General features: G+C 61.7%; 25 protein-coding genes. 16 read left to right on the forward strand and 9 right to left on the reverse strand.

Translation table 11 applies throughout. From position 1 onward, the window contains the following. Window positions 1-51: 51 nt before the first annotated feature. The 3 genes from G8767_RS17890 to G8767_RS17900 form a co-directional block, all read right to left on the reverse strand. Complete coding sequence (locus G8767_RS17890) at window positions 52-693, reverse strand: phosphatase PAP2 family protein (RefSeq protein ID WP_166810904.1); 642 nt, start codon at window positions 691-693, stop codon at window positions 52-54. A gap of 2 nt (window positions 694-695) precedes the next feature. Beyond that, window positions 696-1,292 carry a M15 family metallopeptidase gene (locus G8767_RS17895; RefSeq protein WP_166810906.1) on the reverse strand — a complete coding sequence of 199 codons (597 nt, stop codon included), beginning with the start codon at window positions 1,290-1,292 and terminating at the stop codon, window positions 696-698. A 110-nt stretch (window positions 1,293-1,402) separates the two neighbouring features. Next, window positions 1,403-2,080, reverse strand: coding sequence for a helix-turn-helix domain-containing protein (locus G8767_RS17900; protein ID WP_095968940.1), 678 nt, complete (start codon window positions 2,078-2,080; stop codon window positions 1,403-1,405). Between the two features lie 135 nt (window positions 2,081-2,215). Here G8767_RS17900 and G8767_RS17905 point away from each other — a divergent pair, with 135 nt between their 5' ends. Next, window positions 2,216-3,052: a class I SAM-dependent methyltransferase gene (locus tag G8767_RS17905; RefSeq protein ID WP_166810908.1), complete on the forward strand. Its 837-nt coding sequence runs from the start codon at window positions 2,216-2,218 to the stop codon at window positions 3,050-3,052. Further along, window positions 3,052-4,440, forward strand: a complete 1,389-nt coding sequence (locus G8767_RS17910; protein WP_206029475.1) for an FAD-binding oxidoreductase — start codon at window positions 3,052-3,054, stop codon at window positions 4,438-4,440. The genes G8767_RS17905 and G8767_RS17910 overlap by 1 nt, the downstream gene beginning before the upstream one ends. A 27-nt stretch (window positions 4,441-4,467) precedes the next feature. Here the strand turns inward: G8767_RS17910 and G8767_RS17915 are convergent, their stop codons facing one another. Beyond that, window positions 4,468-5,667: a serine/threonine-protein kinase gene (locus G8767_RS17915; RefSeq protein ID WP_166810912.1), complete on the reverse strand. Its 1,200-nt coding sequence runs from the start codon at window positions 5,665-5,667 to the stop codon at window positions 4,468-4,470. Between the two features lie 227 nt (window positions 5,668-5,894). Here G8767_RS17915 and G8767_RS17920 point away from each other — a divergent pair, with 227 nt between their 5' ends. From G8767_RS17920 to G8767_RS17950, 7 genes are all read left to right on the forward strand, one after another. Continuing rightward, window positions 5,895-6,773 carry a hypothetical protein gene (locus G8767_RS17920; protein WP_166810914.1) on the forward strand — a complete coding sequence of 293 codons (879 nt, stop codon included), beginning with the start codon at window positions 5,895-5,897 and terminating at the stop codon, window positions 6,771-6,773. Further along, window positions 6,770-8,323: a DNA polymerase Y family protein gene (locus tag G8767_RS17925; RefSeq protein WP_095968945.1), complete on the forward strand. Its 1,554-nt coding sequence runs from the start codon at window positions 6,770-6,772 to the stop codon at window positions 8,321-8,323. The genes G8767_RS17920 and G8767_RS17925 overlap by 4 nt, the downstream gene beginning before the upstream one ends. Window positions 8,324-8,488: 165 nt before the next feature. Beyond that, window positions 8,489-9,334, forward strand: coding sequence for an alpha/beta hydrolase (locus tag G8767_RS17930; protein WP_166810916.1), 846 nt, complete (start codon window positions 8,489-8,491; stop codon window positions 9,332-9,334). Continuing rightward, on the forward strand, window positions 9,321-10,076 hold the full coding sequence (locus G8767_RS17935) for an alpha/beta hydrolase (protein ID WP_166810918.1): 756 nt from the start codon (window positions 9,321-9,323) through the stop codon (window positions 10,074-10,076). The genes G8767_RS17930 and G8767_RS17935 overlap by 14 nt, the downstream gene beginning before the upstream one ends. Window positions 10,077-10,143: 67 nt before the next feature. Next, complete coding sequence (locus tag G8767_RS17940; protein ID WP_095968948.1) at window positions 10,144-10,485, forward strand: DUF6292 family protein; 342 nt, start codon at window positions 10,144-10,146, stop codon at window positions 10,483-10,485. A 45-nt stretch (window positions 10,486-10,530) separates the two neighbouring features. Then, a complete protein-coding gene (locus G8767_RS17945; RefSeq protein ID WP_166810920.1) occupies window positions 10,531-12,168 on the forward strand; it encodes a sulfatase-like hydrolase/transferase in 1,638 nt (545 codons plus the stop codon). Between the two features lie 87 nt (window positions 12,169-12,255). Beyond that, a complete protein-coding gene (locus G8767_RS17950; protein WP_095968950.1) occupies window positions 12,256-13,212 on the forward strand; it encodes a R2-like ligand-binding oxidase in 957 nt (318 codons plus the stop codon). Between the two features lie 9 nt (window positions 13,213-13,221). Here G8767_RS17950 and G8767_RS17955 read toward each other — a convergent pair whose 3' ends face one another. Next, window positions 13,222-13,860 carry an HD domain-containing protein gene (locus G8767_RS17955; protein ID WP_206029500.1) on the reverse strand — a complete coding sequence of 213 codons (639 nt, stop codon included), beginning with the start codon at window positions 13,858-13,860 and terminating at the stop codon, window positions 13,222-13,224. Between the two features lie 125 nt (window positions 13,861-13,985). Between G8767_RS17955 and G8767_RS17960 the strand changes: the two genes are divergently transcribed. After that, complete coding sequence (locus G8767_RS17960; protein WP_166810922.1) at window positions 13,986-14,942, forward strand: GlxA family transcriptional regulator; 957 nt, start codon at window positions 13,986-13,988, stop codon at window positions 14,940-14,942. On the opposite strand, the gene G8767_RS17965 is transcribed toward G8767_RS17960, so the two are convergent. After that, window positions 14,939-15,772, reverse strand: coding sequence for an alpha/beta fold hydrolase (locus G8767_RS17965; protein ID WP_166810924.1), 834 nt, complete (start codon window positions 15,770-15,772; stop codon window positions 14,939-14,941). The genes G8767_RS17960 and G8767_RS17965 overlap by 4 nt on opposite strands. A gap of 289 nt (window positions 15,773-16,061) precedes the next feature. Here G8767_RS17965 and G8767_RS17970 point away from each other — a divergent pair, with 289 nt between their 5' ends. Genes G8767_RS17970 through G8767_RS17985 form a run of 4 tightly spaced genes read left to right on the forward strand, consistent with a single transcriptional unit; the run spans window position 16,062 to window position 18,649 of the window. Beyond that, window positions 16,062-16,622 carry a TetR-like C-terminal domain-containing protein gene (locus tag G8767_RS17970; protein ID WP_166810926.1) on the forward strand — a complete coding sequence of 187 codons (561 nt, stop codon included), beginning with the start codon at window positions 16,062-16,064 and terminating at the stop codon, window positions 16,620-16,622. Between the two features lie 8 nt (window positions 16,623-16,630). Continuing rightward, window positions 16,631-17,134 carry a hypothetical protein gene (locus G8767_RS17975; RefSeq protein ID WP_166810928.1) on the forward strand — a complete coding sequence of 168 codons (504 nt, stop codon included), beginning with the start codon at window positions 16,631-16,633 and terminating at the stop codon, window positions 17,132-17,134. A gap of 9 nt (window positions 17,135-17,143) precedes the next feature. Beyond that, window positions 17,144-17,716, forward strand: a complete 573-nt coding sequence (locus tag G8767_RS17980) for a YdeI/OmpD-associated family protein (RefSeq protein WP_166810930.1) — start codon at window positions 17,144-17,146, stop codon at window positions 17,714-17,716. A gap of 42 nt (window positions 17,717-17,758) precedes the next feature. Beyond that, window positions 17,759-18,649 (forward strand): sucrase ferredoxin, encoded by an 891-nt coding sequence (locus G8767_RS17985; protein WP_166811091.1) that lies wholly within the window; start codon window positions 17,759-17,761, stop codon window positions 18,647-18,649. A gap of 14 nt (window positions 18,650-18,663) precedes the next feature. Here the strand turns inward: G8767_RS17985 and G8767_RS17990 are convergent, their stop codons facing one another. Then, a complete protein-coding gene (locus G8767_RS17990; RefSeq protein WP_166810932.1) occupies window positions 18,664-19,197 on the reverse strand; it encodes a GNAT family N-acetyltransferase in 534 nt (177 codons plus the stop codon). A 175-nt stretch (window positions 19,198-19,372) separates the two neighbouring features. Continuing rightward, on the reverse strand, window positions 19,373-20,356 hold the full coding sequence (locus tag G8767_RS17995; protein WP_166810934.1) for a hypothetical protein: 984 nt from the start codon (window positions 20,354-20,356) through the stop codon (window positions 19,373-19,375). A gap of 77 nt (window positions 20,357-20,433) precedes the next feature. Between G8767_RS17995 and G8767_RS18000 the strand changes: the two genes are divergently transcribed. After that, a complete protein-coding gene (locus tag G8767_RS18000; RefSeq protein WP_095968955.1) occupies window positions 20,434-21,015 on the forward strand; it encodes a GNAT family N-acetyltransferase in 582 nt (193 codons plus the stop codon). Here G8767_RS18000 and G8767_RS18005 read toward each other — a convergent pair. Next, on the reverse strand, window positions 20,979-21,644 hold the full coding sequence (locus G8767_RS18005) for an NAD(P)H-dependent oxidoreductase (RefSeq protein WP_166810936.1): 666 nt from the start codon (window positions 21,642-21,644) through the stop codon (window positions 20,979-20,981). The genes G8767_RS18000 and G8767_RS18005 overlap by 37 nt on opposite strands. Before the next feature lie 77 nt (window positions 21,645-21,721). Here G8767_RS18005 and G8767_RS18010 point away from each other — a divergent pair, with 77 nt between their 5' ends. Then, the gene (locus G8767_RS18010) at window positions 21,722-22,306 is read left to right on the forward strand and encodes a TetR/AcrR family transcriptional regulator (protein WP_166810938.1); all 585 of its coding nucleotides are present in this window, start codon (window positions 21,722-21,724) and stop codon (window positions 22,304-22,306) included. The last annotated feature ends 18 nt before the right edge of the window (window positions 22,307-22,324 follow it).

The raw sequence follows: 22,324 nt of genomic DNA on the forward strand, positions 1-22,324 counted from the left end.
TCAGGGGCCTTCTGCGGTCGGAGGAATCTCGGTCAGCCAAGGGTACAGGGGTCACACTCTCGAAAGTCGCTCGTTGCCCGAGTCCGCCAGCACCGCGTGCCGTGCGACGCTGGTGTTCAACGGAAATGCCGACACAGCAAGGGTGTAGCAGCCGACGAGCAGTAGCGCACCGATCACGTCACTCGGCCGGTGCCATTGCAACACGACTACCGAGATCGCCGTTCCGATAGTGAGCAGCGCGCCGTTGACTGCAACGACTGCCCGCCACCTCGAGGGCGTGACGAGCACGATCGCGCAGACCAGAGCAGCGATGGCCGTCAGAGTGCCGCTGGGGAAGGAATTGTGCATCACCAGACCGTTCAGGTCCGGTCGATCCAACGATTGTTTGAGAACCCAGGCCGTCGTGATGGGACCGAGGGTCACGACGACGACGCGTAGGGCCAGCGCAATCGGGTTGTTGCGCAATGTGATCATGAGCGCCACGAGCACTCCTCCCACTATCAGTATCGGAGTGACGAGGCCGATGAACTCGGTGGAGAACACACTGAGGCCTTCTGAGGTAGCCGCGCCCACCATGAGTTGTTGGTCGACGATCTGGCCACCGGTCGTGTTGACCGCCAGTTCGAACTCGATGACTCCGAGGATCAGAAGTGCCAGTGCGGCAATCAGTCTCGATGGTTTGACTCGGGTCATGATCAGCCTTCCGCTCTCTCGTCCGAAGGGTTGCTCAATTGGGGCGGGCATTCCCCACCGGGAGTGGTCGCCAACTCGAAATGCCACATCTCGTTGGCGTAGGTCTGACAGAGGCCGTAATCGCTGCCGTGCTGGATGAGCCAGTCATCGGCATCGGTCGGTCCGATGTCGACGGCCTGTCCGCTGACATGCTTCGACAGACTCGGGGAGTGCACCCACTTGGACGCTTCGTCCACGCTGCCGTACTTGACGACGGCTTCGTCGAACAACCGCTGTTGATACGCAGCGGATCGCCAACCCGAACTGACGTGCATGGCAACCCCGGATGCCTGTGCGTCGGCCGCTGCCGACTGCAACGCCGCGAGTAGGGCGGAATCGAGACGGGCCAGAGCCGGCACGTGAGTGTCCTGCAAGCTGATGCCGCCCTCGATCTCGCCACCTGCGGGCCCTGAATCAGGCTGAGTGGCAAGGTAGTTACCGCTCTTGGGCTTTGCTTCTTCCGTGTACGAGCACGCGCTGAGCGTGAGCGTGAGCGTGAGCGTACCGAGTGCGACTGCACCGAGTGCGACGAGGCGGATGATTCCGCGATGGCTGGGCATACGACAGAGACTGCTCGGCCAGTGTCACCGACAGGTGGTCACCGTTCGTCGACGGTGTCACGGTCTGCAACAGCTCTGTAACAGGACGGAACGGTGCTGGTGAGGATGTGTTAAGCAGGGCGCGGAATCGATGCGAAAGTCGACAGTTCGAACCACGAAGGCAAGCTGCGACGCAATGCTGCAGGCCCCGAAATGGTGACGTCGCCAGACCGTATGGCGTCCGACCAGGTCAGGTTACCGCGCCAGATCTCGGTCATCGGTCGCAAGCCTGCGGCGACCGACACTGCGACGTCGAAACCCGGATCGATATCGCACATGTCTACTTCGCCGGAATTGATGACGAGCCACCAGTGTCGTGAATGTCCACGCACTCCGGAGAAAACGAACTGCACCACGGTCTTGCCGTCGGGCACCACGGAGTGATCCACGCGGCGATGCATGTCCCAGAGCAGCAGTTTCGGATCCAGGTCTTCGTCGCCCAGCTCGCCGATCCACCGGGTACCCCAGATGCCGAGAGCTTCGACCACAGGCCGCAGTTCGCGGCCGGCGTCGGTCAGACGATAGCTGACGACGCAGTCGGTTTCTTCTCGCTCGACGATGCCGGCAACTGCAAGTTGGTGCAGTCGCGTGGAGAGCAATGTCGGCGACATTCGCGGAAGTCCGCGCCGGAGATCGTTGAAGTGCTCGCTTCCCATCATCAGTTCGCGCAGGAGAAGCAGTGTCCACCGCTCGTCTAGTAGCTCCATCGCCTTGGCGACGGGGCAGAACTGGTGGTACGAGGACCCCATCTCTCGATCGTAGGCCTCTGGGATGCTCCGGTACAGATTTCGTACTGGAGAGGGGCGAACAGCCGTCGTAGCGTCGAAGTAACGGCATCGACGTTTGTCGGCTAGAAGTACGAAAAAGATTGAAGGAGAACCGTAATGAGTGAATCAACGGGAACGCTCGGGCTGGATCGCGAGCTGAAGGCCAAGCACCGGGCCATGTGGGGTCTGGGTAACTATCCGGCGGTAGCGGCGCAGGTCATCGCGGATCTCGGGCAGGTACTGGTCGGCGAGTGCGGCGTGCAGGAAGGTGATCGCGTGCTGGACGTCGCGGCGGGGTCGGGCAATGCGGCGATCCCGGCGGCCGCATTGGGTGCGCAGGTGATCGCCACCGACCTGGCTCCGGAATTGTTCGTGGCCGGAAAGGAAGCCGCTGCGCTCGCCGGCGTCGAACTCGATTGGCAGGAAGCAGATGCCGAGGCTCTTCCCTTCCGCGACAACGAGTTCGACGTGGTGCTCTCGTGTGTCGGCGTGATGTTCGCACCGCATCACCAGCGCGCCGCGGACGAGCTTCTGCGAGTGTGTCGATCCGGCGGAAAGATCGGGGTGCTGAGTTGGACTCCGACGGGGTTCATCGGCGAGATGTTCAAGACGATGAAGCCGTACGCACCGCCGCCGCCTCCCGGAACCCAACCGGCGCCGTTGTGGGGTGACGAGAACCATGTTCGTGATCTGCTCGGCGATGTCGTCACCAGGAAAAACGTCCTGCGTGTGGACAGATTCAGTGGGCCGGAAGATTTTCGTGACTTCTTCAAGAAGAACTACGGCCCGACCATCGCGGTGTACCGGAACATCGCCGACGACCCGGCGCGGACGCAGGCGTTGGATCGAGATCTGCTCGAGTTGGCGAAAAAGTACGGCAGCGGAAGCGAGCCCTTCGCGATGGAGTGGGAGTACCTGCTGGTCACCGCGACACCCGACAAAGGAGGTGTGTGATGACGACGGTCGAGTTCGCGCCGCTGAAATCGGCGGTCACAGGTTCTGTGTTCGGTCCCCGAGATCCGGAGTACGACGACGCCAGATCGATCTGGAACGGACAGATCGATCACCGGCCGGCGGTGATCGCCAGGTGCAGGTCGGCGTCGGATGTGTCTGTGGCACTTGCATTTGCCAGAGCCCACTCGTTGGAGGTCTCGGTCAGAGGTGGCGGGCATTCCTACCGAGGCACGTCGGTGTGTGAAGGCGGTGTGATGATCGATCTCAGTGCGATCAACGTAGTCAGCGTCGCCCCGTCCGCGAAGCGAGCCAGGGTCGGTGGTGGTGCAACGATCGCCGACCTCGACACGGCGACGCAGGAACACGGCTTGGCAGTGACCGGCGGAGTGATCAGCGATACCGGTGTCGGTGGCCTGACACTGGGCGGTGGCATGGGGTGGTTGACGCGCACGCTCGGCCTGGCGATCGACAACCTGGTGTCGGCAGAGGTGGTACTTGCCGACGGTTCGATCGTGCGAGCCTCCGAGAACGATCACAGCGACCTGTTCTGGGCACTGCGCGGCGGTGGCGGAAACTTCGGGGTGGTCACCGAATTCGAGTACCGTTTGAGCGAGATCGGTCCGGAAGTGCATCTGGGACTGTTCTTCTGGGGGATGGAGGACGGACCCGCAGCGCTTCGTCTGTGTCGCGAGGTGGTGCCTGCCCTGCCGAGAAATACCGGTGCGATGGTTGCCGTCAGTTTGTCCGCGCCACCGGCGCCGTTTGTCCCGGATCAATTTCACCTACTGCCCGGCTACGCCTTGCTGGTAGCCGGTTTCGGATCGGAAGAGGAACACTCGAATGCGATTGCGCCGATTCGAGAGGGCTTGCCGACGCTTTTCGAGTTCGTCACCCCGCTCCCGTACATCGGGTTGCAGTCGATGCTCGACGAATCGGAGCCGTGGGGTGCGTACGCCTATGAGAAGGCTTTGGATCTGGTGGATTTCTCCGACGACGTGATCGATGTTCTGACCGAACAAGCGGGCAAGAAATCGTCGCCGATGTCCTTCATGCCGATCTTTCCGCTGCAGGGAGCTTTCACTTCCGTCGGCGAGGACGACACTGCGTTCGGTGGTTCTCGCACACCGCATTACGTGTGCAATATGACGGCGACGGCAACCGATGCCGGGACGCTGGAATTGGACCGATCGTGGGTGCGTGAGACCTGGGAAGCGTTGCGTCCGTTCTCTTCCAACCAAGGCGGGTACGTCAACTTCATGACCGATGTCGACGAGAACCGGGTGCGAGCTTCCTACGGCGCGGCGAAGTACGCGCGATTGTCCGCGGTAAAAGCGAAGTACGACCCGGACAACGTGTTTCACCTCAACGCGAACATCCTGCCTGCGTGAAGCTTGTGCTCAGACCGTGAACACCGGTCAGACAGTGAACACCAGAATGACGACGATCAGTGCGGCCAGGATGATGACGGCAACCATGCCGGTCATGGCGAGGGGAGCCCAGGCCACTACCTTGTCTCGGGTGCTGGCATCGGCGGGGCCGGTCGGTATCCGCGGCGGCCAGGAGAACATGTCCATCGGACTGGGAACGTTTCGCAAAGGCGTGTTCTGTTGCACTGCAGGAAGTCCGGTGATCGTGGAGCCGGTCAGGCGATTGCGACGGTGTGGGTCGGCGAGTTGTGTGGTCCGGTGCGCCCAGGCCGGTACGGCACCCTCGGACGAGTAGACGGGAGCGTCGATCAACTGCTCGATCGTGCCGCCGCCTGTCGCGGCAGCGGCGAGTGCGTCGCGTGCCTGAGCCATCGTCGGCCGGCGGGTGGGGTCGGGCTCGAGGAGCTGAAGAAGAACGTCGGTGAACGGTCCGGACTTGGTGGGGCGGTAGATCTCGGCCTTGGCGACCCGGTGCAGGAGGGCGATGGCGTCGGAGTCGATGCCGAAGGGCGGTTGACCCTCGATCACGGTGTAGAGCGTCGACCCGAGTGAGAAGACGTCACTGGCCTCGGTGGGATCATCGCCGCGGGCAACTTCGGGTGCGAAGTACGCGGGAGTGCCGGTGATGACCTCGTCCTGGGAGTCGGACACGTCGCTCTTTGCGCGGGCGATGCCGAAGTCACTGATCTTGACGGTGCCGAGGGACTTGCCTCGATCTGCGATCAGGATGTTGCCTGGCTTGATGTCGCGGTGGACGATGCCGGCGGCGTGCGCTTCGGTGAGTGCCGCAGCGATCTGTGCGCCGATCTGCGCGACCTCGAGCGGTGGCAACGTGTCGGCCAGGTTCATGGCCTGAGCGAGGCTGCGGGCCGGGAAGTACTCCATGACCAACCACGGTTCGCCGGACTCGATCGCGACGTCGTACATGGCGATGGAGTGGGGATGGGTGAGCTTTGCGGCGTTCCTGCCCTCGCGCAATGTACGTTCGCGGACCTCTTCGGCCGTTTCGGTGTCGAGGCCTTCCGTGCTTGTGACTTGTTTCACCGCGACGTCACGGCTGAGGAGGGTGTCGCGGGCCAGCCAGACGGCGCCCATCCCTCCGTCGCCGATCTTGGAGCGGAGTCGGTACCGCCCCGCCAGCAGGTATTCGGGCCCGATGCCCCTCCCGGTCTGCTCCTGAGCTGTCACATCTCAAGGTTAATGGATTGATGCCACTGTGACGCTCGAGGCTCCTGTGAACTGGGATTTTTGCTCTGCTTGACGTGTCGGGGGTGACACGGTTTACTGAAAACAGTTCGAAAATATGTTCGAAATTGCTGTTCGTTGGATGCATGTCAGACCCGACTTCCCCGCGGTTTGCCGGCTGGTTATGGATTGCTGCCGAGTGAGTTTTTCCGGTGTTCCGGAGGATGGGGATGACCGAGGTGACCGAGTTGGTGGAGCTGTCGGCAGATGCGGCGGGATTGTCCCGTCAGGATCGGCTGGCGCAGCTCCGCCGACAGATCGCGTCCATTCCCTCTCGGGGCGATACGTCGTTCTCTGGACCGAGCGTGTCGGTGGCTGGTGTGTCCGTCGCTGGTGTTTCCGAGACAAGTGCAGCAGCGTCCGAGAGTGTTGCGGACAGGGACAGGCCGGTCGTGGACCGCGCGCACAAGGCTGGTGTTCTCCCGGTGCCGGAAGGTATCGGGGCATTGTTGCCGCAGGGTGGTTTGGTACGCGGAACCGTGGTGTCCGTCGACGGCGCGGCATCCTTGCTTTTGGGATTGGTCGCGTCGGTGACGGCGTCCGGAGGGCATGTGGCAGTCATCGGGCAGCCTCGACTGGGATTGCTGGCGGCGTACGAGATGGGTGCGCAACTGGAACGTCTGGCACTCGTTCCGGCGCCAGGGCCGGATCCGGTCGAGATTGCCGCTGTGCTGCTCGACGGTATGGATCTGGTGATTCTGGGATTGGCGGGTGCATCGGTATCCCCGTCGCGTGCTCGGGCGGTAGTGGCACGCGCTCGAAGCAAGGGCTCGACTCTTGTTGTCACCGAAGGTCACTGGGACGGTGCTGAGGTTCGCTTGGACGCTCGGGTTCATGGTTACGGTGGGTTCGGTCAGGGCCGAGAGTTGGGGCGTGGTCGGCTCAATTCCCTGAGCCTCGCGGTTCGTGCTCGGGGGCGCTCGTTCCAGCCCCGGACCACGCGTCTGGACATCTGCAGTTCAGCCGGGCGGGTCGAGTGGGTACCTTCTCGGCCGGTAGAGGGTGTGATGTCGCAGGATGTGATGTCGGAGCAGGTGGTGTCACTGTGAGCAGAGTTCTGGCGTTGTGGTGCCCGGATTGGCCGGCGGTGGCAGCGGCAGCACTTGCCGATCTTCCGGCAACACATCCCGTCGCGGTCACCTCGGGTAACCGTGTGATCGCATGTTCGGCGACGGCTCGTGCGGAGGGTGTTCGCCGAGGCCTACGACGACGCGAGTCGCAGGCCCGCTGCCCGGAACTGTATGTGGCGACGGCAGATCCGGAACGCGACGCCAGATTGTTCGAGCCGGTGGCCGCGGCCATCGATGCGGTGGCACCGGGCGTCGAGGTACTCCGTCCTGGTTTGTTGGTGCTCAGCGCACGAGGTGTCAGTCGGTACTTCGGTTCGGAGGAAGCCGCGGCGGAACGATTGGTGGATCAGGCATCTGCTGCGGGCGTCGAGAGCCAGGTGGGGGTGGCGGATCAACTGTCCACCGCGGTCATTGCCGCGCGCCGGGCAGCGCTGGTGCCGCCGGGGGAGGGAGCACGGTTTCTGGCGCCGCTACCCATGCCGGAGTTGGCGGCCGAGCCCAGCCTGTCTGCACCGCATCGCGGAGAGTTGGTGGATCTGCTGCGCAGGCTCGGGATCAGGACCATCGGTGCTTTCGCGGATTTACCGGCTGTGGACGTCGCTTCGCGTTTCGGCGCTGATGCGGTGCTCGCGCATCGTGCGGCGCGTGGTGAACCCGAGCGGCCACCGTCGGCGCGGACGCTTCCGCCGGATCTGGAGGTGGAGCAGCATTACGATCCGTCGATCGAGCGGGTGGATGCCGCAGCGTTTGCCGGGCGCGCGTTGGCAAGTCTGCTGCATGACAAGCTGTCCGCCGCCGCAGTGGCGTGCACCCGTCTGTCGATTTCGGCCAGCACGGGTAACGGTGAAAATCTTTCTCGGACTTGGCGTTGCGCCGAACCTCTGACGCCGGAGGGAACGGCCGATCGAGTGCGATGGCAACTGGACGGCTGGCTCACCGGGCGCAGTGAGACCCGGCCGACCGCAGGTATAGCTGTGTTGCGTCTGGAACCGGTGGAGGTGGTCAGTGCCGGTGCCTTGCAGTTGGGGCTGTGGGGCGGTGTCGGCGACGAGGAGGAACGAGCCAGGCGAGCATTGGTGCGTGTGCAAGGTCTTCTGGGCGGCGAATCGGTTCAGGTCGGTGTCCTGAGCGGTGGGCGAGGGCCCTCGGAGCGAATTACCTTGTTGCCCTTGGGTGACGAGCGGGTAGCTGCTCACGATCCGACAGCCCCGTGGCCGGGTCGTCTGCCGCAACCGTCTCCGGGGTCGATCTTCGTCGACAATCCCAAGGTGTGGCTGGGGGATGCGGCCGGCAACGCCGTGTACGTCACCGAGCGCGGTGTCTTCAGTTCGCAGCCGGGAAGGCTGAAGTGGGGGAGTAAGGAATGGGCAGTGCAGGGATGGGCCGGGCCCTGGCCGGTGGACGAGCGATGGTGGGACGCAGCTTCGGCACGCACGGCGGCGCGGGCTCAGGTTCTGCTGGAGGAATCGCGGGCGTTGCTGATGATCTGTGAAGGCGGTGGATGGTCGGTGGAGGGTGTGTACGAATGAGCTCACAGGTATAGCCAGCTGTACCGGCCATGGTCGAGTCGGCTGTACGAACAGTAGGGGCGTTGGCACCATCGCCATGCCGACGTTCGGATCCTAGCGTTGACGACATTCGAAAACTCACTGTTGCAATGATTCTCGTCGTTGTAACTCTTCACGAGGAGTGTCATGAAAACGGCGGGCCGAGCTGAAGTTTCCGGAACCGATCGACTTCACTACGCGCTGACGGAACTGCACGACGCACAACTTCTGGCGTACGACGAGTCCGGCGAAGGCCGGATCGTGGAGGTGTTCGGCGATGTCGCCACAGCCGAGCACATCGTCATCTTCGTCCCGGGTAACGACAACGGACTGGGAAACTACTTCGACGAGAACCGTCCGACCGGACCACGCGCGAGCGGATGGACACTGGGAAGGATGCTCCGAACGCTCGGGCGGAACGACCACGTCGCGGTGATCGTGTGGGTCGGTTATCGGACGCCGTGGGGATTTCTCGAGTCGTTCTCGCGGACACTCGCAGAACGTGGTGCGATCGATCTGGCGCGATTGACTCGCATCCTGCCGCGTTCGGCGCATGTGACGCTCGTCGGACACAGCTACGGGGCCGTGGTGTGCGGACTCGCCCTCCCGTCGGCGCGAGTAGACGATTGTGTGGTGCTCGGGAGTCCGGGCATGGGGACCAGTTCTCGCGAAGACCTGTGCTTTGCCGGAAATCTCTGGGCTGCTCTGGGGCCCTCGGACTGGATCCGGTATTTCCCGCGCGTGAAGATCGGTCGCCTCGGGCACGGTCCGTCTCCAGTACGGGCGCAGCACGGAGCCTTTGTTTTCGGCACCGGTTCCATTCGAGGGCATTGCGGATACTTCGCAGACCCAAGCGAGTCGCTGCGCAACATCGCGAGGATAGGGCTCGGTCGCTACGACGAGGTCACGCGGCCAGGGGAGTTGCCGCCTCGGCCGACCGCGTCAGCATTTCACGAGGACAGGTCTATCCTGGGAACTCGTGAGTGTCGCTAACGTACGAAGTGCCGGCGGGGTCCAGATCAGCTACCGCGATTCCGGTTCGCATCCCGGTGTCGCCGATCTGCCTCCGGTAATCCTCGTGCACGGGATGGGCGGCGACAGCGGTACCTGGGACAAGTTCGCGCGGACCTTGCGATCGCGCAACCGACGAGTTGTCTCGGTCGATCTTCGGGGCCACGGACGGAGCGCTCGGGCGTCGTCGTATCTCTTCGACGAGTTCGCCGACGACGTCATGGACGTGTGTGATCATCTCGAACTCGACCAGGTGGATCTGGTCGGTCATTCGCTCGGCGGGCACGCGGCGTCGTTGATCGCTCAGAAACGCCCCACGGCGGTGCGGAAGTTGGTCATCGAGGAAGCGCCGTTGCCACTACGCGCAGGTGACCCGGAACAGGTGTTCGCGAGGAAATTGCCGAGTGTGCCAGAACTGTGGCACGCCACAACAAGTTTGGTGCGGCATCCGCGCGCGGCGCTGACGTTCGATCGCTCGATGACGCGATCCGCGCTCGAGCAGTTCCGCCGACCGGATCCGCAGTGGTGGGATCGGTTGCCGCTCATCGAGGCTGACATGTTGTTCCTGCGTGGAGGTCTGGGCGGGATGGTGGACCCCGTTCGCCTCGACGCTGTTGCAGCCACCGTCGCACGCTGCGAGTTGGTCTCGTTCCGTACCGGACACAGTGTCCACCGCGACGGTCATCGCCAATTCGAATCCGTTGTGTTGCCGTTCATTTCCTGAAAGCGCAATATCCGATCGGTCCCGCCGCGTACCCATCCGAAACGTGTGTGGCACCGAATGTACTTCCATGCATACCAACGGCAACGACTGGTCCGCACACGAATACGTCGACGCGGTAGCACGATCGGTTCACGGCGAGACTGTCCGATGGCCACAGGCGCCGAGCATGGATGCGGTGATCGTCCTTCCCGTTCATGCCAGAAACCATCCGGGGAAGACCGCAGTTCTGCTCTGGAATCACGACTTCGGTTGGTCGTGGGGCGTCGAGGAGTCCGACGTGCGAAGGACGATTTCGATAGTCGACACCCTCGGCATCGGCCGGACTCCGGATCCGCTGCGCTGTGCGGATCGGGTTATCGAGCTGATCAGCGCCCAGACAGTTTGCTCGCGCATGTGTAGCGAACACTGATTCGGTCAACTCTGGGGCCACAACGGCTCCGAGAGGACGACGCCCGTGAACCCAGAGAACGTTCCAGCCCCGCTTTGTCATTCATTGCCGCGCCGGACGTTCCTCGGTGGCGTCGGTGCTCTTGTCCTCGCCGGAGTGGCAGACGTCGCAACCGGCGCGGCGAGCGCGGCGCCGGTGAAAGCAGCGCCCGCCGATCGGTTTCCGCAGAAACCCAACATCGTTGTCATCATCACCGATCAGGAGCGCCGGCCGATGTACTGGCCGCAAGGCTGGGCTGATCAGAATCTGCCCAACCGCAAGAGGATTGCCGATCACGGGCTGACGTTCGACCAGGCAGTGTGCAATACCGCGATGTGCTCGCCCAGTCGCAGTACGTTCTTCACCGGCCTCTATCCCGCGCAGCACGGGGTCACCAGAACCCTCACCGAAGGCGGCACTGTCTCACCCACCGAGCCACAGTTGCAGGTCTCCGAACAGAACATGGCAAAACTGCTGGCGTCGGCGGGCTACAACGTTCAGTACCGGGGGAAGTGGCATCTGAGCAAAGGCGTCGAGGGTGGTGATCCGACAAGTAACGATGTAGCGGGATTCGGCTTCGAAGGGTGGATTCCCCCCGACGCGGGTCAGGACACCAATCCGGACCACTTCGGTGGCGGCTGCGCAGACCATGATCGCCGTGTTGCCGAGGAGGCAGTCGATTTCCTCTCCGGACCTGCCGTCACCTCCGGGCAGCCTTGGGCGCTGATCGTCTCGTTCGTGAATCCACACGACGTACTCGCGTACCCCCAGACTTGGAATGCGATGAACGGAACGTGCGACAACTATGGATCGGACGCGCCCGGCGCCTTCGAGCAAGGTATCGACTTACCACCCACCTTCGACGAGATCCTGGCACTCAATCACAAACCGACAGCGCAGGTTCAGTCGGAATTGCTGCTCGCAGCCGGACTCGGACCGCTGCTCGGGCCCGATCAGGCGCGCAACTACATCAACTTCTACGCCTACATGCACAAGGTGGTCGACGAGCACATCGGCAGCGTGCTCGACGCGATCGAAGCCACTCCGCAGATGCTCGACGACACGGTGATCGTTCGCATGTCCGACCACGGGGAGATGGGGATGAGCCACGGAGGTTTGCGGCAGAAGGTGTTCAACGCCTACGAGGAAACACTGCGCGTTCCACTGGTCATCAGCAATCCCCTGCTGTTCCCCGAACCTGTTCGGACCGACGCCCTGGCATCGTTGATCGACGTGATGCCCACTCTCGCCACGCTCGCCCAAGTGCCGGCGCGTGAATCGTGGAACTTCCTGGGTACCGATCTGACACCGGTCATCGTCGACGCCGCCGCCTACCCACAAGGTCCCAGCGCGCAGGTTCAGGACACGATTCTGTTCACCTACGACGATCAGAACTGTGCGACGCCCGACGGTCAGAACATCGTCACGCAGCCCAATCACATCCGCTGCATCCGGGAGAGCCGATGGAAGTACACGATGTACTTCGATCCTGCGGGAGTTGCTGCGCCGCAATACGAACTGTACGACTTACAAGCCGACCCCTTGGAACTGAACAATCTCGCCAATCCGCTCAACATCGGCTCGTATCGGCCGGATCTGGCGGCACAGATGAATGCCAAGCTCTTCGCAGTGATGGAGACGAAGGGCGTTTCTCTGAAGGAATAGATCGAATTTCGTCAAAACTGATTCACGTTTCAGTTCTGCGGGCATGCTGGTGGAGCATCTGTCTTCGGTTCGGGAAGAAGGAATGTCATGACTGTCACCTCGCCGGGGCGAGAAGGTTTCAGTTCTCTTCGGTCGGGAGGGTTGAACTGGGATTCGTTCCCACTCCGATTGTTCACCAAGGGAAATGCCAAATTCTGGAACCCAACCGACCTCGATTTTTCGCAGGATGCCCGTGACTGGCAGGAGCTGACCAGCGAACAACAGCGCAGCGCCACCTTCTTGTGTGCGCAGTTCATCGCCGGTGAAGAAGCCGTCACCGAAGACATTCAACCGTTCATGAAAGCGATGTCGACCGAGGGGCGATTCGGCGACGAGATGTACTTGACGCAGTTCTGTTTCGAGGAAGCCAAGCACACCCAGGTCTTTCGGCTGTGGATGGACGAAGTGGGTCTGACCAGTGACCTGCATTCCTACGTCGCCGAGAATCCGTACTACCGGCAACTGTTCTACGAGGAGTTGCCGTCGTCGCTACGCATTCTGGAGACAGACCCCAGCCCGGTCAACCAGGTGCGTGCCAGCGTCACGTACAACCACGTCATCGAGGGCAGCCTGGCGTTGACGGGCTACTACGCCTGGCAGAAAGTCTGTGCGACACGCGGGATTCTGCCGGGGATGCAGCAATTGGTGCGAAAGATCGGCGACGACGAACGACGGCACATGGCGTGGGGAACGTTCACCTGCCGCAGGCACGTCGCCGCCGACGATCACAACTGGGACGTCGTCCAGCAGCGGATGGGCGAACTCATGCCCATGGCACTGGGAATGATCAACTGGGTCAACGATCAATTCGAGGTGCAGCCGTTCGGTTTGGACAACCAGGAGTTCCTCGAGTACGCCGCAGACCGTGCGCAACGCCGACTTTCGGCGATCGAGTCCGCGCGCGGGCGCGACGTCGCCGAGATCGACCTCGACTATTCCCCGGAGACTCTCGAGGAAAAGTTCGGGGAAGAAGATGCCGCTGCGATGAGTGAGGCAGCCGGCTGAACTCGAATTCTATTGGGGCCAAGCCGAGTTCTGGATGACCTCGACAAAATCGATGTGCCGAAATCCCGGTACGAAATGCTCGAGCACGTCACCGTTGACCGTTCCGAACGTGCTCTCGGGGCGGTGCTTGAAGCCGTCGGTGAAGGCTTTCAGAATCTGATTCTTGAAATCCGGACGGGGGTGGGCCGCGGTGACGGCGTCGATGTCGGTCTGGTCGAGTTCCTTGTACCCGATTCCGAGTACGTCGGTCTCCACACCCGCTGTCACCAAGGCGATTTCGGGCTCCAGCCGCGAGGGTACCTCTGGCGTCGTGTGCAGAGCGATGCTCTCCCACACTGTGCGGATGTCGGTTTCGTCGACTCCGTAGCCGGTGAGGAACTGTCGCGCTTCGTCTGCTCCGTCCAATTCGAATCGTGACGTACTGTCCCGGAATTTCTCGGTGAGACCCAGGTCGTGGAACATGGCACCGACGTAGAGCAACTCGGGGTCGGCGTGCAGACCCAGACGCGTTCCTTGAAGTGATCCGAAGAGGAAGACGCGTCGCGAGTGGTGAAACAGTAACTCGGATGCCGTATCTCGTACCAGGTCGGTGGCGTCGGCAGCCATCTTCGAATCGGGGATTTTCACACCGGCAATGATCGTGTTCATCGGTACCTGCTCTGCTCGTCGCTGCTGCGAATTCTCGGTCCATCCCAGTGTCGGTCGAGCACGCACGCGGTCGCACCCTGATCTCGGCCATACTGTCCACAGATCAGGACGAAGGAGAGCGCATCGTGACCGCAGGGCATCGAGTTGCCGTCCTGGTGTTCGACGGCGTCAAACTGCTCGACGTCGCAGGTCCGAGCGAGGTGTTCGCAGAGGCCAATCGCGGCGGGGCGAACTACGAGTTGGTGATCTGTTCGGTAGGTGGGCACGATGTCGACTCGTCGACCGGGATGCGCATTCCGGTCGACTGTGACGTCGTAGATTCCGGTTCCTTCGACACGTTGCTGGTCATGGGTGGTGACGTGTTCCCGTCCACGCCGGTGAGTCCGGAACTGCGTGAGGCGGCGAGCGACCTGGCAGGGCGGTCGGATCGGGTTGCCTCGATTTGTACCGGAACATTCATCCTTGCAGCGAGTGGATTGCTCGACGGACGCCGCGCAACCACGCATTGGCAGCACACGGCGACGTTGGCGCGTGCCTATCCGCAGATCACGGTGGTTCCCGACGCCATCTTCATCGAGGACGGCACGGTGTTCTCGTCTGCGGGCGTGACCGCCGGGATCGACCTCGCGCTCGCATTGCTCGAGCGTGATCATGGTGCAGAAATGGCTCGACGCGTCGCGCAGCTTCTGGTGGTCTTTCTCCAGCGTCCAGGTGGGCAGTCACAGTTCTCGCCGTCGCTGAGCGGGCCGCGGCCACGAGTGCCGGCTCTTCGCGCAGTGGTCGATGCGGTGGCAGCGGATCCGGCGGGGGAGTACTCGGTCGACGAACTGGCTGCCCTGGCGCACCTGAGCCCGCGGCACCTGACGAGGCTCTTTCGCGAGGAGCTTGATACGACGCCGGCCAAATACGTCGAGTTGATCCGTTTCGATTCCGCGAAGGCGCTTCTCGATGCCGGCCACTCGGTGACCGATGCCGCGCAGTTGGCGGGATTCGGCAGCTCGGAATCCTTGCGTCGAGCATTTTCGACGCATCTCCGAATCTCGCCGCAGGTGTACCGTCGTCGTTTTCAAGCATTCGGCTAGGACTGGCTCTCGTGCTTTCCCTGTGGTGGGTTCATACCCTGCTTGTCGAGCCAGGCCAGGCTGTAGTCGGCGATCTCACGCCAGCCGTGGTCGATGGTCAGTGAGTGACCCCGATCGCCGAAGACCTTGTATTCGTTGACCGTCGGCGCCTTGGCGTACTTCTTGAACGAGCTGTCCGAACTGGCTTTCGGTACCGTGCGATCCTTACCGCCGCCGATCATCAGCAGTGGCCCGCGGCGGGCGTTGAAATCCACTGCAGCGGGGCTGTGGGGCGCGAAGTTGGCGAGTGCTGCCTCGAACAACGGCCGTCCGGGGGCGGGAATTGCATACTGTTCGAACAAGGCGTCGGACTCGTCCCTGGACACGGCGCTGGCGAAGGATTTGTGGAACGATTTTCTGTTGTGTGAGTAGGCCTTCCGGTAGTTGCCGGGGTTGGACAGGACAGGGAACACGCTGCCCAGTTGAACGAGAGGAAGTTTCAACACACCTTTGGGCTGAGCGGGGTCGATGGCAATTGCCGCAGTCGCCAACTCCTGGCCCAGCAGTTTCTGGGCGATCAAGCCTCCGAACGAGTGCCCGATCACGATCGGTGGTTCGTCGAGATCTGCGATCACCTTTGCGTAATGATCCGTCACGTCCTCGATGCCGTGTCCCGCGATGTCCTCCGGATGTTCGCGCGTCTCACCCTCCGTCGACGCATCCCCTGGCCATCCGGGTGCCATCGTGGCGTACCCCTGCGCATTGAAAAGCTGCGCCCAGGGATCCCACGTGGTCGGGTGCATCCAGAGTCCGTGGATGAACAGAACAGTCGGGTTGGACTTGGGCGACATGCGCGCTCCCCGCTATCGGACCGATGATCGATACGGGATGCCCGCTTTCTTGCAACCTCACTCGTCGGTGATCAGATCCGAGACGACGTCATTGTCAGTCGTCCCGGATCAGGCGGTAAATGACGTATATGGCAAACCATGTCATCGCGACCGACGCGAGAACGAATAGAACTTCGAAGAACATGATCATGTAAATCGCCACCTCGCTGGTAAGGGATTGCTCACATTCGAACATATCGCAAGTTCTTATTGCGATATGACTGGGTGTCACGGTTGGCACAATGAGGTCATGAAGCAAAGGGGTCGGGCGGTCCGAACGGCCGTGATCGAAGCGACTGTGCGGAAGGTTGCTGAACTAGGACCGCAGTCGGTGACGATTGCCGCCATAGCGGTCGAAGCGGACGTTCATCCGACGTCGATTTACCGCAGATGGGCGACGGTCGACTTGCTGGTCGTGGATGCTCTTCGCGAGTTCACCGATACAGGTTTGCCGATACCTGACACTGGGACACTCTTCGGCGATCTTCGAGCTTTTGCTCGACGCCTCCAGGATTGGCTCGCGACAGATACCGGATTGGCACTGGCCCGCACGGGCGTGATGCCTACCGACGACGCGGAAATCTTGGCTGCGCGCGCACAGTTCTGGCGGGCTCGATTCGATGCGGCAGCGGTAATGATCGACCGCGGGATCGAACGCGGCGAGATTTCAGACGGCACTGATCCCGATACTGTTCTCACGGCAATAGCTTCGCCGATCCGGCTGGCAGCGGTTTCCCAGAACACCGAGCCTCGTATCGACATCGACAAATTGGTTGCACTTGTCATCGGCGTCGATCCAATAGTGAAATGATCGACGACATGGCACCAACTGGATCTGCGAAGGCAATGGCACTGTGGACCACCGCTTTTGTTGTCTCACAAGCGAATATTGCTCGCTTACTCGGGCCGGCGGCTCCCAAGGTCTTGGACGTGCAGACAGCATTTTCCGCTCGTCGGTACATCGAAATCTTGGACTCCATGGATGCGGAGGCCACGTCGCGATTTCGTAGTCACTACTACCCGGACTTCGTTCATCCCGCGATCTACGCGATGGCTTTGCGGTCAGCAGGCACGCGGCTCGGCGAGCGGGTGCCCCTGTCGCCCTCAACTCGGCGCGCGCTGGCCGTAGCGCCCGTGCTGTCAGCGGCCGGCGACTACGTCGAGAACGTGGTCGGACTCCATTTCCTCGATCACCGCGACAGCATCACCGACTCGAGGGTTCGCGCCGTTTCGACGGTCAGTATTGGCAAATGGGTGCTCGCACTTGGAACTCTCGGATATTTGTCGCAGGGTTTTGTCAGAGTATGGGTATCGCGAAAATGAGGAGCACTGATGGCAGTCGAACTCGGTACCGAATACTTCTCTGACGGAGAAGAGTTCCGTCGATGGCTGTCCGAGAACCATGAGGCAGTCCCCGGGCTCTGGCTCAAGATGGCCAAGAAGAACTCGTCACACAGTTCGATCGACTACGACCAAGCATTGGACGTGGCGCTGTGCTTCGGCTGGATCGACAGCCTGTCCCGGCGAATCGACGACGATTTTTTCGTGCAGAAGTTTTCGCGCCGCACTGCGCGGAGTCCGTGGTCCAAACGCAACGTCGAGATAGTCACCCGTCTTGATGCTGCAGGATTACTCGAGCCATCCGGCATCGCCGAGATCGAGAAGGCCAAGGCAGACGGCCGCTGGGATCGCGCGTACGAGGGAGCAGCCAAGGCCGAGGTGCCGAAGGACTTTCTCGATGCTCTTGCAGAAAACCCGAAGGCTCGCGAGTTCTACGCGACGCTCAATTCCACCAACCGGTTCACCATCGCGTACCGACTGCAGGAGGCAAAGCGTCCGGAGACGCGAACCCGGCGGATCGAGAAGTTCGTGAACCAGCTTGCCGAGGGCAAGAAGTTCTACTGAGCTGACTGGGACGGCTGATCGACTTTCAACGTGGCTGACACAATAGGGCTCGTGATCGAAGCCGAGACCTGTTCCGCGTTGTCTGCTGTTGACGAACCGCTGGCAGGCAGTGCTGCCGTCGTGCGGGGTTGGGTGTGCCTCGAATTCAACGCAGCGTGGGGTCGTGACGTGCTGGACGGAACAGCCTTGGGGGAGGAGCTTGCCGCCGAGCTCAGTCGACGAGCCGACGCTGCCGATGTACGTATCATGTTCATCCGTCGACCCGGCCGCACCGATCCGTTGACTGATGGACACACCGTCCTGCTTGCGCGCTCCGATCCGAGCGACTCATGGTGCGAAAGGTTGCGCATCGATTCACCGATGGATCTACTCGACGTCGATTTCTCCCTGCTGGATGGGCCGCCGCCAGGATTGGGCGAGCAGGTGACCGAGCCTGTCGTATTGGTCTGCGCTCACGGCAAGCGCGACCAGTGCTGCGCTGTGTTCGGCAGACCGATTGCGGCAGCGTTGATGTCGTCCTTCGGACCCCAGGTGTGGGAGTGTTCTCATACCGGAGGGCACCGATTTGCGCCGTCGATGATCTTGCTGCCGAGCGGCAATACATACGGTCGTCTGTCCGCTGGTGAGAGTGTCACGGCCGTGGAGGTGGCTTCGCGAGATCAGGTCCATCTGCCAGGCCTGCGTGGACGGAGTTGCTGGCCTCCTGCGGGGCAGGTTTCGGAAATTGCTGTGCGACAACAAATCAGCTGTGGAATCGACGACTTGGCTGTCGTAGAGCAGGCGGGTGACGGTACGTGCGTCGTCGCACATGCGGACGGCCGGCGGTGGGTGGTGGAGACGGCGGTCTCCGAACTTGCGCCGCGTCCACCGAGTTGCGGTGCGGCTCCCAAGCCGGTGAGGCCAGTTGTCGTCACGTCGATTCGAGACCTGTGATTCTCGGACTGTAGTCACAGTTCTTTGGTCGTGAACAGCAGGTCGCCGTGGATTTCGTCCGCTTCCACACGGGCGGTCTCGACGAACTCGAGTTTTGCCATCACTCGACGAGACGCTCCGTTCCAGTCGCGGACTGTAGCCCAAAGACGTCGATATCCCGATGACTGTGCCCAATGGAGGACGGCCCAGGAGGCCTCGGTCGCGTATCCCTGACTCCATGTCCTACGAAGAAACTCAAATGCCAGTTCAGGCTCTCCGTCGGATCCACGCACAGTGTCAATCAGTCCGCAGTAGCCGATGACATCGCCGAATACTTTTCGTTCCACTGTCAACAGATTGAGTTCGCGGGAGCTACTGCGAATCTGGTCCTCGATATCTTCGATCGTGGGCCGGCCATCGGAATCGATCTGACGGCGCGGCGGGACACGAGGATCGCGCTCGGTCCAAAGTTCCCGCAGGACAGCGGCGTCGGACACTCTGCGCGCCCTGAGGATCAGTCGATCGGTTTCAAGCGAGATGCTCGTTCCTGGCGCTCGAGAGTCTTCCATGCCAGGGACCTTATGGGCGATGGTTAAGATTTACCACTCCGAATTCTCCTCTCAACCACTTCGACATCGGCGTGGCAAGCCCGTCGATGATTGGGCATGACGAGTGCGGGTGATCATTCTGAGCGCTGCCAGACAGACCGCTCCGGCCGACGACACCCGTTGCCGCGGGTCAGCATTACTCCAACAGCAGCGCAATGACCCCGGGCGTTAGTTGACGTTGTCCGAGGAGATTTACGCGTTGGCATCCGTCGAGTTCGACTGCCATCCGCGTGCCGCCCGATCCGTCAGGACGAAGTACTTCGATCGAAGCGATGTGTTGGGCGTTGCGATCACATGGGCCAGCGAGTGGTGCGGTGGATACAGCCCCCATCAGATCCGCACTCTGCTGGCGTGACAAGCGGATTCGGGACTCCGGAAGCGGTGGTTCGGTGGAATAGCGGCACACCCGTAGTCTGCCGACGTCGGAAATCGGTGTAGCCAAGGCTGTTTCCGTCAGTGGGCGCGCGTGAGTGTCTTCGTGTTCTTCCATGCGTTTCTTGTCGGCTTCAGTGCTTGTCGTGAACGGTTGTCCGATCGACTCCGGGCAGATTCCAGCATCGTCGGCAGCTTCGCCGTCGACCAGGTGTTGCTCGCGGCCGACCTCCTGCAATCGGTTCAGTGCTGTGTGTGGTTGCTCTTGCAGGCCGCAGGGCGCAGCCGGCCAGGTAGGGCGTATGGCGGCTCCTGTTTCGTCCACCAACCACAATCCGGCCGGCGGGACGAGACGGTACGCACAGTCGGCCTGGACGTTGGCAGGAAATCGACGAGACTGTTCGCGGAACGCATCCTCTACCGCGTGGATGTCTCCCTCGAGGCGTATGGAGTCGATGGTCAACCCGCCGTCGGACGCTTCTCCGCGTTCGCATCGAACAACTGCGACGGGGCTGAAATCAGGAGGTGGGTATCCACTTCCCTCAGGGCGAAGGGCGATGCTGCTGTCACGTGCCTCGGGGGCTACGAGCGCGGCGGCAATATCGGGGGCCAGGCAGTCTGCCCGATCGACTGCTGTCGCGACCGGGGGAGTGAAAGATTCGTAGTCTCGAACGCCGGCCCAAACCAACGCAACGGCAACGACACTGACGACGGCGACAAAGACCCCAGCTATGAAACGTCCACTCATACAGGAACACTATGTGCCTATGCGATGGAATGAGGCTAAGTCTCGACCATTGCTGGTTGCGAAGTAGCATCGCTGCTATGACTGTCGATTTGGTTGCGCCTGACGAGGCCATGTGGGCGTCCTGGTTGGAGTCGCGTGACGAGTGGGGCGGACCGCAGGCGGATCAGCCCGGTTCGGCGTTGGGCGTTGCGCAACGTCTAGACCTCGATCTCGCATCCCGCGACGGATTCGGGCAGTGGGTGCAGGAGTTGTTGGCGCAGCCTGAGGCAGTGCCGGGGCCCGACGTTGTCCCGGCAACCAACTGGTGGATCGTTCGAGACGGCAGGTATCTCGGCGCTATCCAGTTGCGACACAGCCTGAACGAGTTCTTGGCCGATGTAGGTGGCCATATCGGCTATGGGGTCAGGCCGTCGGAGCGCCGGAAAGGTCTGGCGTCGGCGGCTCTGCGGGAAGTGCTCGCGTATGCCGGTGACCCGGTAGGGCTCAGTCGAGTCCTGATTACCTGCGACGAAACCAATGCGGGTTCGCGTAAGGCGATCGAAGGGTGTGGTGGTCTACTCGACAGCGTGCGCCCAGCTGATCAGTTGTCGCGCAACCTCGGCCATTCGGGAGACACGCTTCGCTACTGGGTGGAAACGGGTGTGTCGCGCGTCAGTTGACCGATGTCTGCACGTCCACGGGAAGTCGCGGTCGCAGGATAGGCGACGCGTGCCGCGATACTTTCGCTGAGATCTCGGATTTCTGCTGCGAGGAGGTCTCGGCTCTTCGTATCCGATTCGTGCACGAAGGTTGTCGATCCCAGTGTGGCACCGCAGTATTCGATGATGCCGCGCTCGATCTGTGTTCGGAAGGCCTCGTACACGCGGTGGCGTTCGAAACTGTCTGCATCGTCACCCGCGACCGGAATCAGATGGACGGTGAGTCGGTCCAGTTTCTTCACGAATTCGCTTCCAGGGGTGAATTCGTACGCCCATCCGCTGACGAAGACTCGATCGATCCAACCTTTGAGTAGTGCGGGCATCGACCACCAGTACATCGGAAACACGAGAATCAGATCGTCTGCACGATCGATTCGGTCCTGTTCGGCTGAAACATCAGTCGGCGGAGTCCCGTTGCCGCGGAACAGGTTCAGATCGTCTTTGGAGAAACGGGGATCGAAATTTTCGGCGTGGAGGTCTGCGATGTCGACGTCACCACCCATGTTGCGGATCGCGTCGGCGGTAGTTCGAGCGACATGCTGGGTCAGCGAGTGTGGATCGGAATGGGAAACTACGACGAGTGTGGTCATGAGCGTTCCTTCAGTAGATGGTGCGCTTATGTACTAAGAGTAGGTTACTATTCGTATATAGCGCAAGGAGGTGTCCGATGGCACGTACGAGACTGTCGCGGGCCGGCAGGTACGAACAGCTCGTGGAGGTGGCGTGGGCCTTGGTGCGAGAGGAGGGTGCAGACGCACTGACTCTCGGCCGGTTGGCTGAACGTGCCGGCGTTGCAAAACCGGTCGTCTACAGTCATTTTGCCTCGCGTGCCGTGCTATTGGCTGCCCTCTTCAAGGAATTCGACGATCGTCAGACTGTGATGCTCGCGGAGTATCTCGAGGCCGCCGACGAGTCCCTGAGCGGGCGGGCGAATGCCATCGCCAACTCCTATGTCGGATGTTCGCTGGCACAGGGTCGTGAACTGACGGGAGTACTTGCAGCGCTGGAGGGCTCGCCCGAGTTGGAGCAGGTCAAGCGTGAGTCGGAACGCGCCTATTCCGAGCGTTGTCGCGAGGTGCTCACCCCTTTCAGTGCAGACGGGCCTTCGCAATCATCGATGACTGCGATATTCGGTGCTGCAGAGGCCCTCTCGCACTCGGCGGTAATCGGAGTGCTCTCACCCGAGGACGCTAAAGGTGAACTTGCCGCGCTGATCGTCGCGGTAGTCGGCAGGCCATCACCGACTGGGTAGTGCCGTGTGGCCGTGATC

This window comes from Rhodococcus sp. IC4_135 (genome assembly GCF_011602025.1).
GTDB classification, from domain to species: domain Bacteria; phylum Actinomycetota; class Actinomycetes; order Mycobacteriales; family Mycobacteriaceae; genus Rhodococcus_F; species Rhodococcus_F baikonurensis.

What these genes read in the sequence shown, in the direction of transcription:
- G8767_RS17890 (WP_166810904.1), bottom strand. Translation starts at nt 693, where the DNA reads ATGACCCGAGTCAAACCATCGAGACTGATTGCCGCACTGGCACTTCTG.
- G8767_RS17895 (WP_166810906.1), bottom strand. Translation starts at nt 1,292, where the DNA reads ATGCCCAGCCATCGCGGAATCATCCGCCTCGTCGCACTCGGTGCAGTC.
- G8767_RS17900 (WP_095968940.1), bottom strand. Translation starts at nt 2,080, where the DNA reads ATGGGGTCCTCGTACCACCAGTTCTGCCCCGTCGCCAAGGCGATGGAG.
- G8767_RS17905 (WP_166810908.1), top strand. Translation starts at nt 2,216, where the DNA reads ATGAGTGAATCAACGGGAACGCTCGGGCTGGATCGCGAGCTGAAGGCC.
- G8767_RS17910 (WP_206029475.1), top strand. Translation starts at nt 3,052, where the DNA reads ATGACGACGGTCGAGTTCGCGCCGCTGAAATCGGCGGTCACAGGTTCT.
- G8767_RS17920 (WP_166810914.1), top strand. Translation starts at nt 5,895, where the DNA reads ATGACCGAGGTGACCGAGTTGGTGGAGCTGTCGGCAGATGCGGCGGGA.
- G8767_RS17930 (WP_166810916.1), top strand. Translation starts at nt 8,489, where the DNA reads ATGAAAACGGCGGGCCGAGCTGAAGTTTCCGGAACCGATCGACTTCAC.
- G8767_RS17940 (WP_095968948.1), top strand. Translation starts at nt 10,144, where the DNA reads ATGCATACCAACGGCAACGACTGGTCCGCACACGAATACGTCGACGCG.
- G8767_RS17950 (WP_095968950.1), top strand. Translation starts at nt 12,256, where the DNA reads ATGACTGTCACCTCGCCGGGGCGAGAAGGTTTCAGTTCTCTTCGGTCG.
- G8767_RS17955 (WP_206029500.1), bottom strand. Translation starts at nt 13,860, where the DNA reads ATGAACACGATCATTGCCGGTGTGAAAATCCCCGATTCGAAGATGGCT.
- G8767_RS17965 (WP_166810924.1), bottom strand. Translation starts at nt 15,772, where the DNA reads ATGTCGCCCAAGTCCAACCCGACTGTTCTGTTCATCCACGGACTCTGG.
- G8767_RS17970 (WP_166810926.1), top strand. Translation starts at nt 16,062, where the DNA reads ATGAAGCAAAGGGGTCGGGCGGTCCGAACGGCCGTGATCGAAGCGACT.
- G8767_RS17975 (WP_166810928.1), top strand. Translation starts at nt 16,631, where the DNA reads ATGGCACCAACTGGATCTGCGAAGGCAATGGCACTGTGGACCACCGCT.
- G8767_RS17980 (WP_166810930.1), top strand. Translation starts at nt 17,144, where the DNA reads ATGGCAGTCGAACTCGGTACCGAATACTTCTCTGACGGAGAAGAGTTC.
- G8767_RS17990 (WP_166810932.1), bottom strand. Translation starts at nt 19,197, where the DNA reads ATGGAAGACTCTCGAGCGCCAGGAACGAGCATCTCGCTTGAAACCGAT.
- G8767_RS17995 (WP_166810934.1), bottom strand. Translation starts at nt 20,356, where the DNA reads ATGAGTGGACGTTTCATAGCTGGGGTCTTTGTCGCCGTCGTCAGTGTC.
- G8767_RS18000 (WP_095968955.1), top strand. Translation starts at nt 20,434, where the DNA reads ATGACTGTCGATTTGGTTGCGCCTGACGAGGCCATGTGGGCGTCCTGG.
- G8767_RS18005 (WP_166810936.1), bottom strand. Translation starts at nt 21,644, where the DNA reads ATGACCACACTCGTCGTAGTTTCCCATTCCGATCCACACTCGCTGACC.
- G8767_RS18010 (WP_166810938.1), top strand. Translation starts at nt 21,722, where the DNA reads ATGGCACGTACGAGACTGTCGCGGGCCGGCAGGTACGAACAGCTCGTG.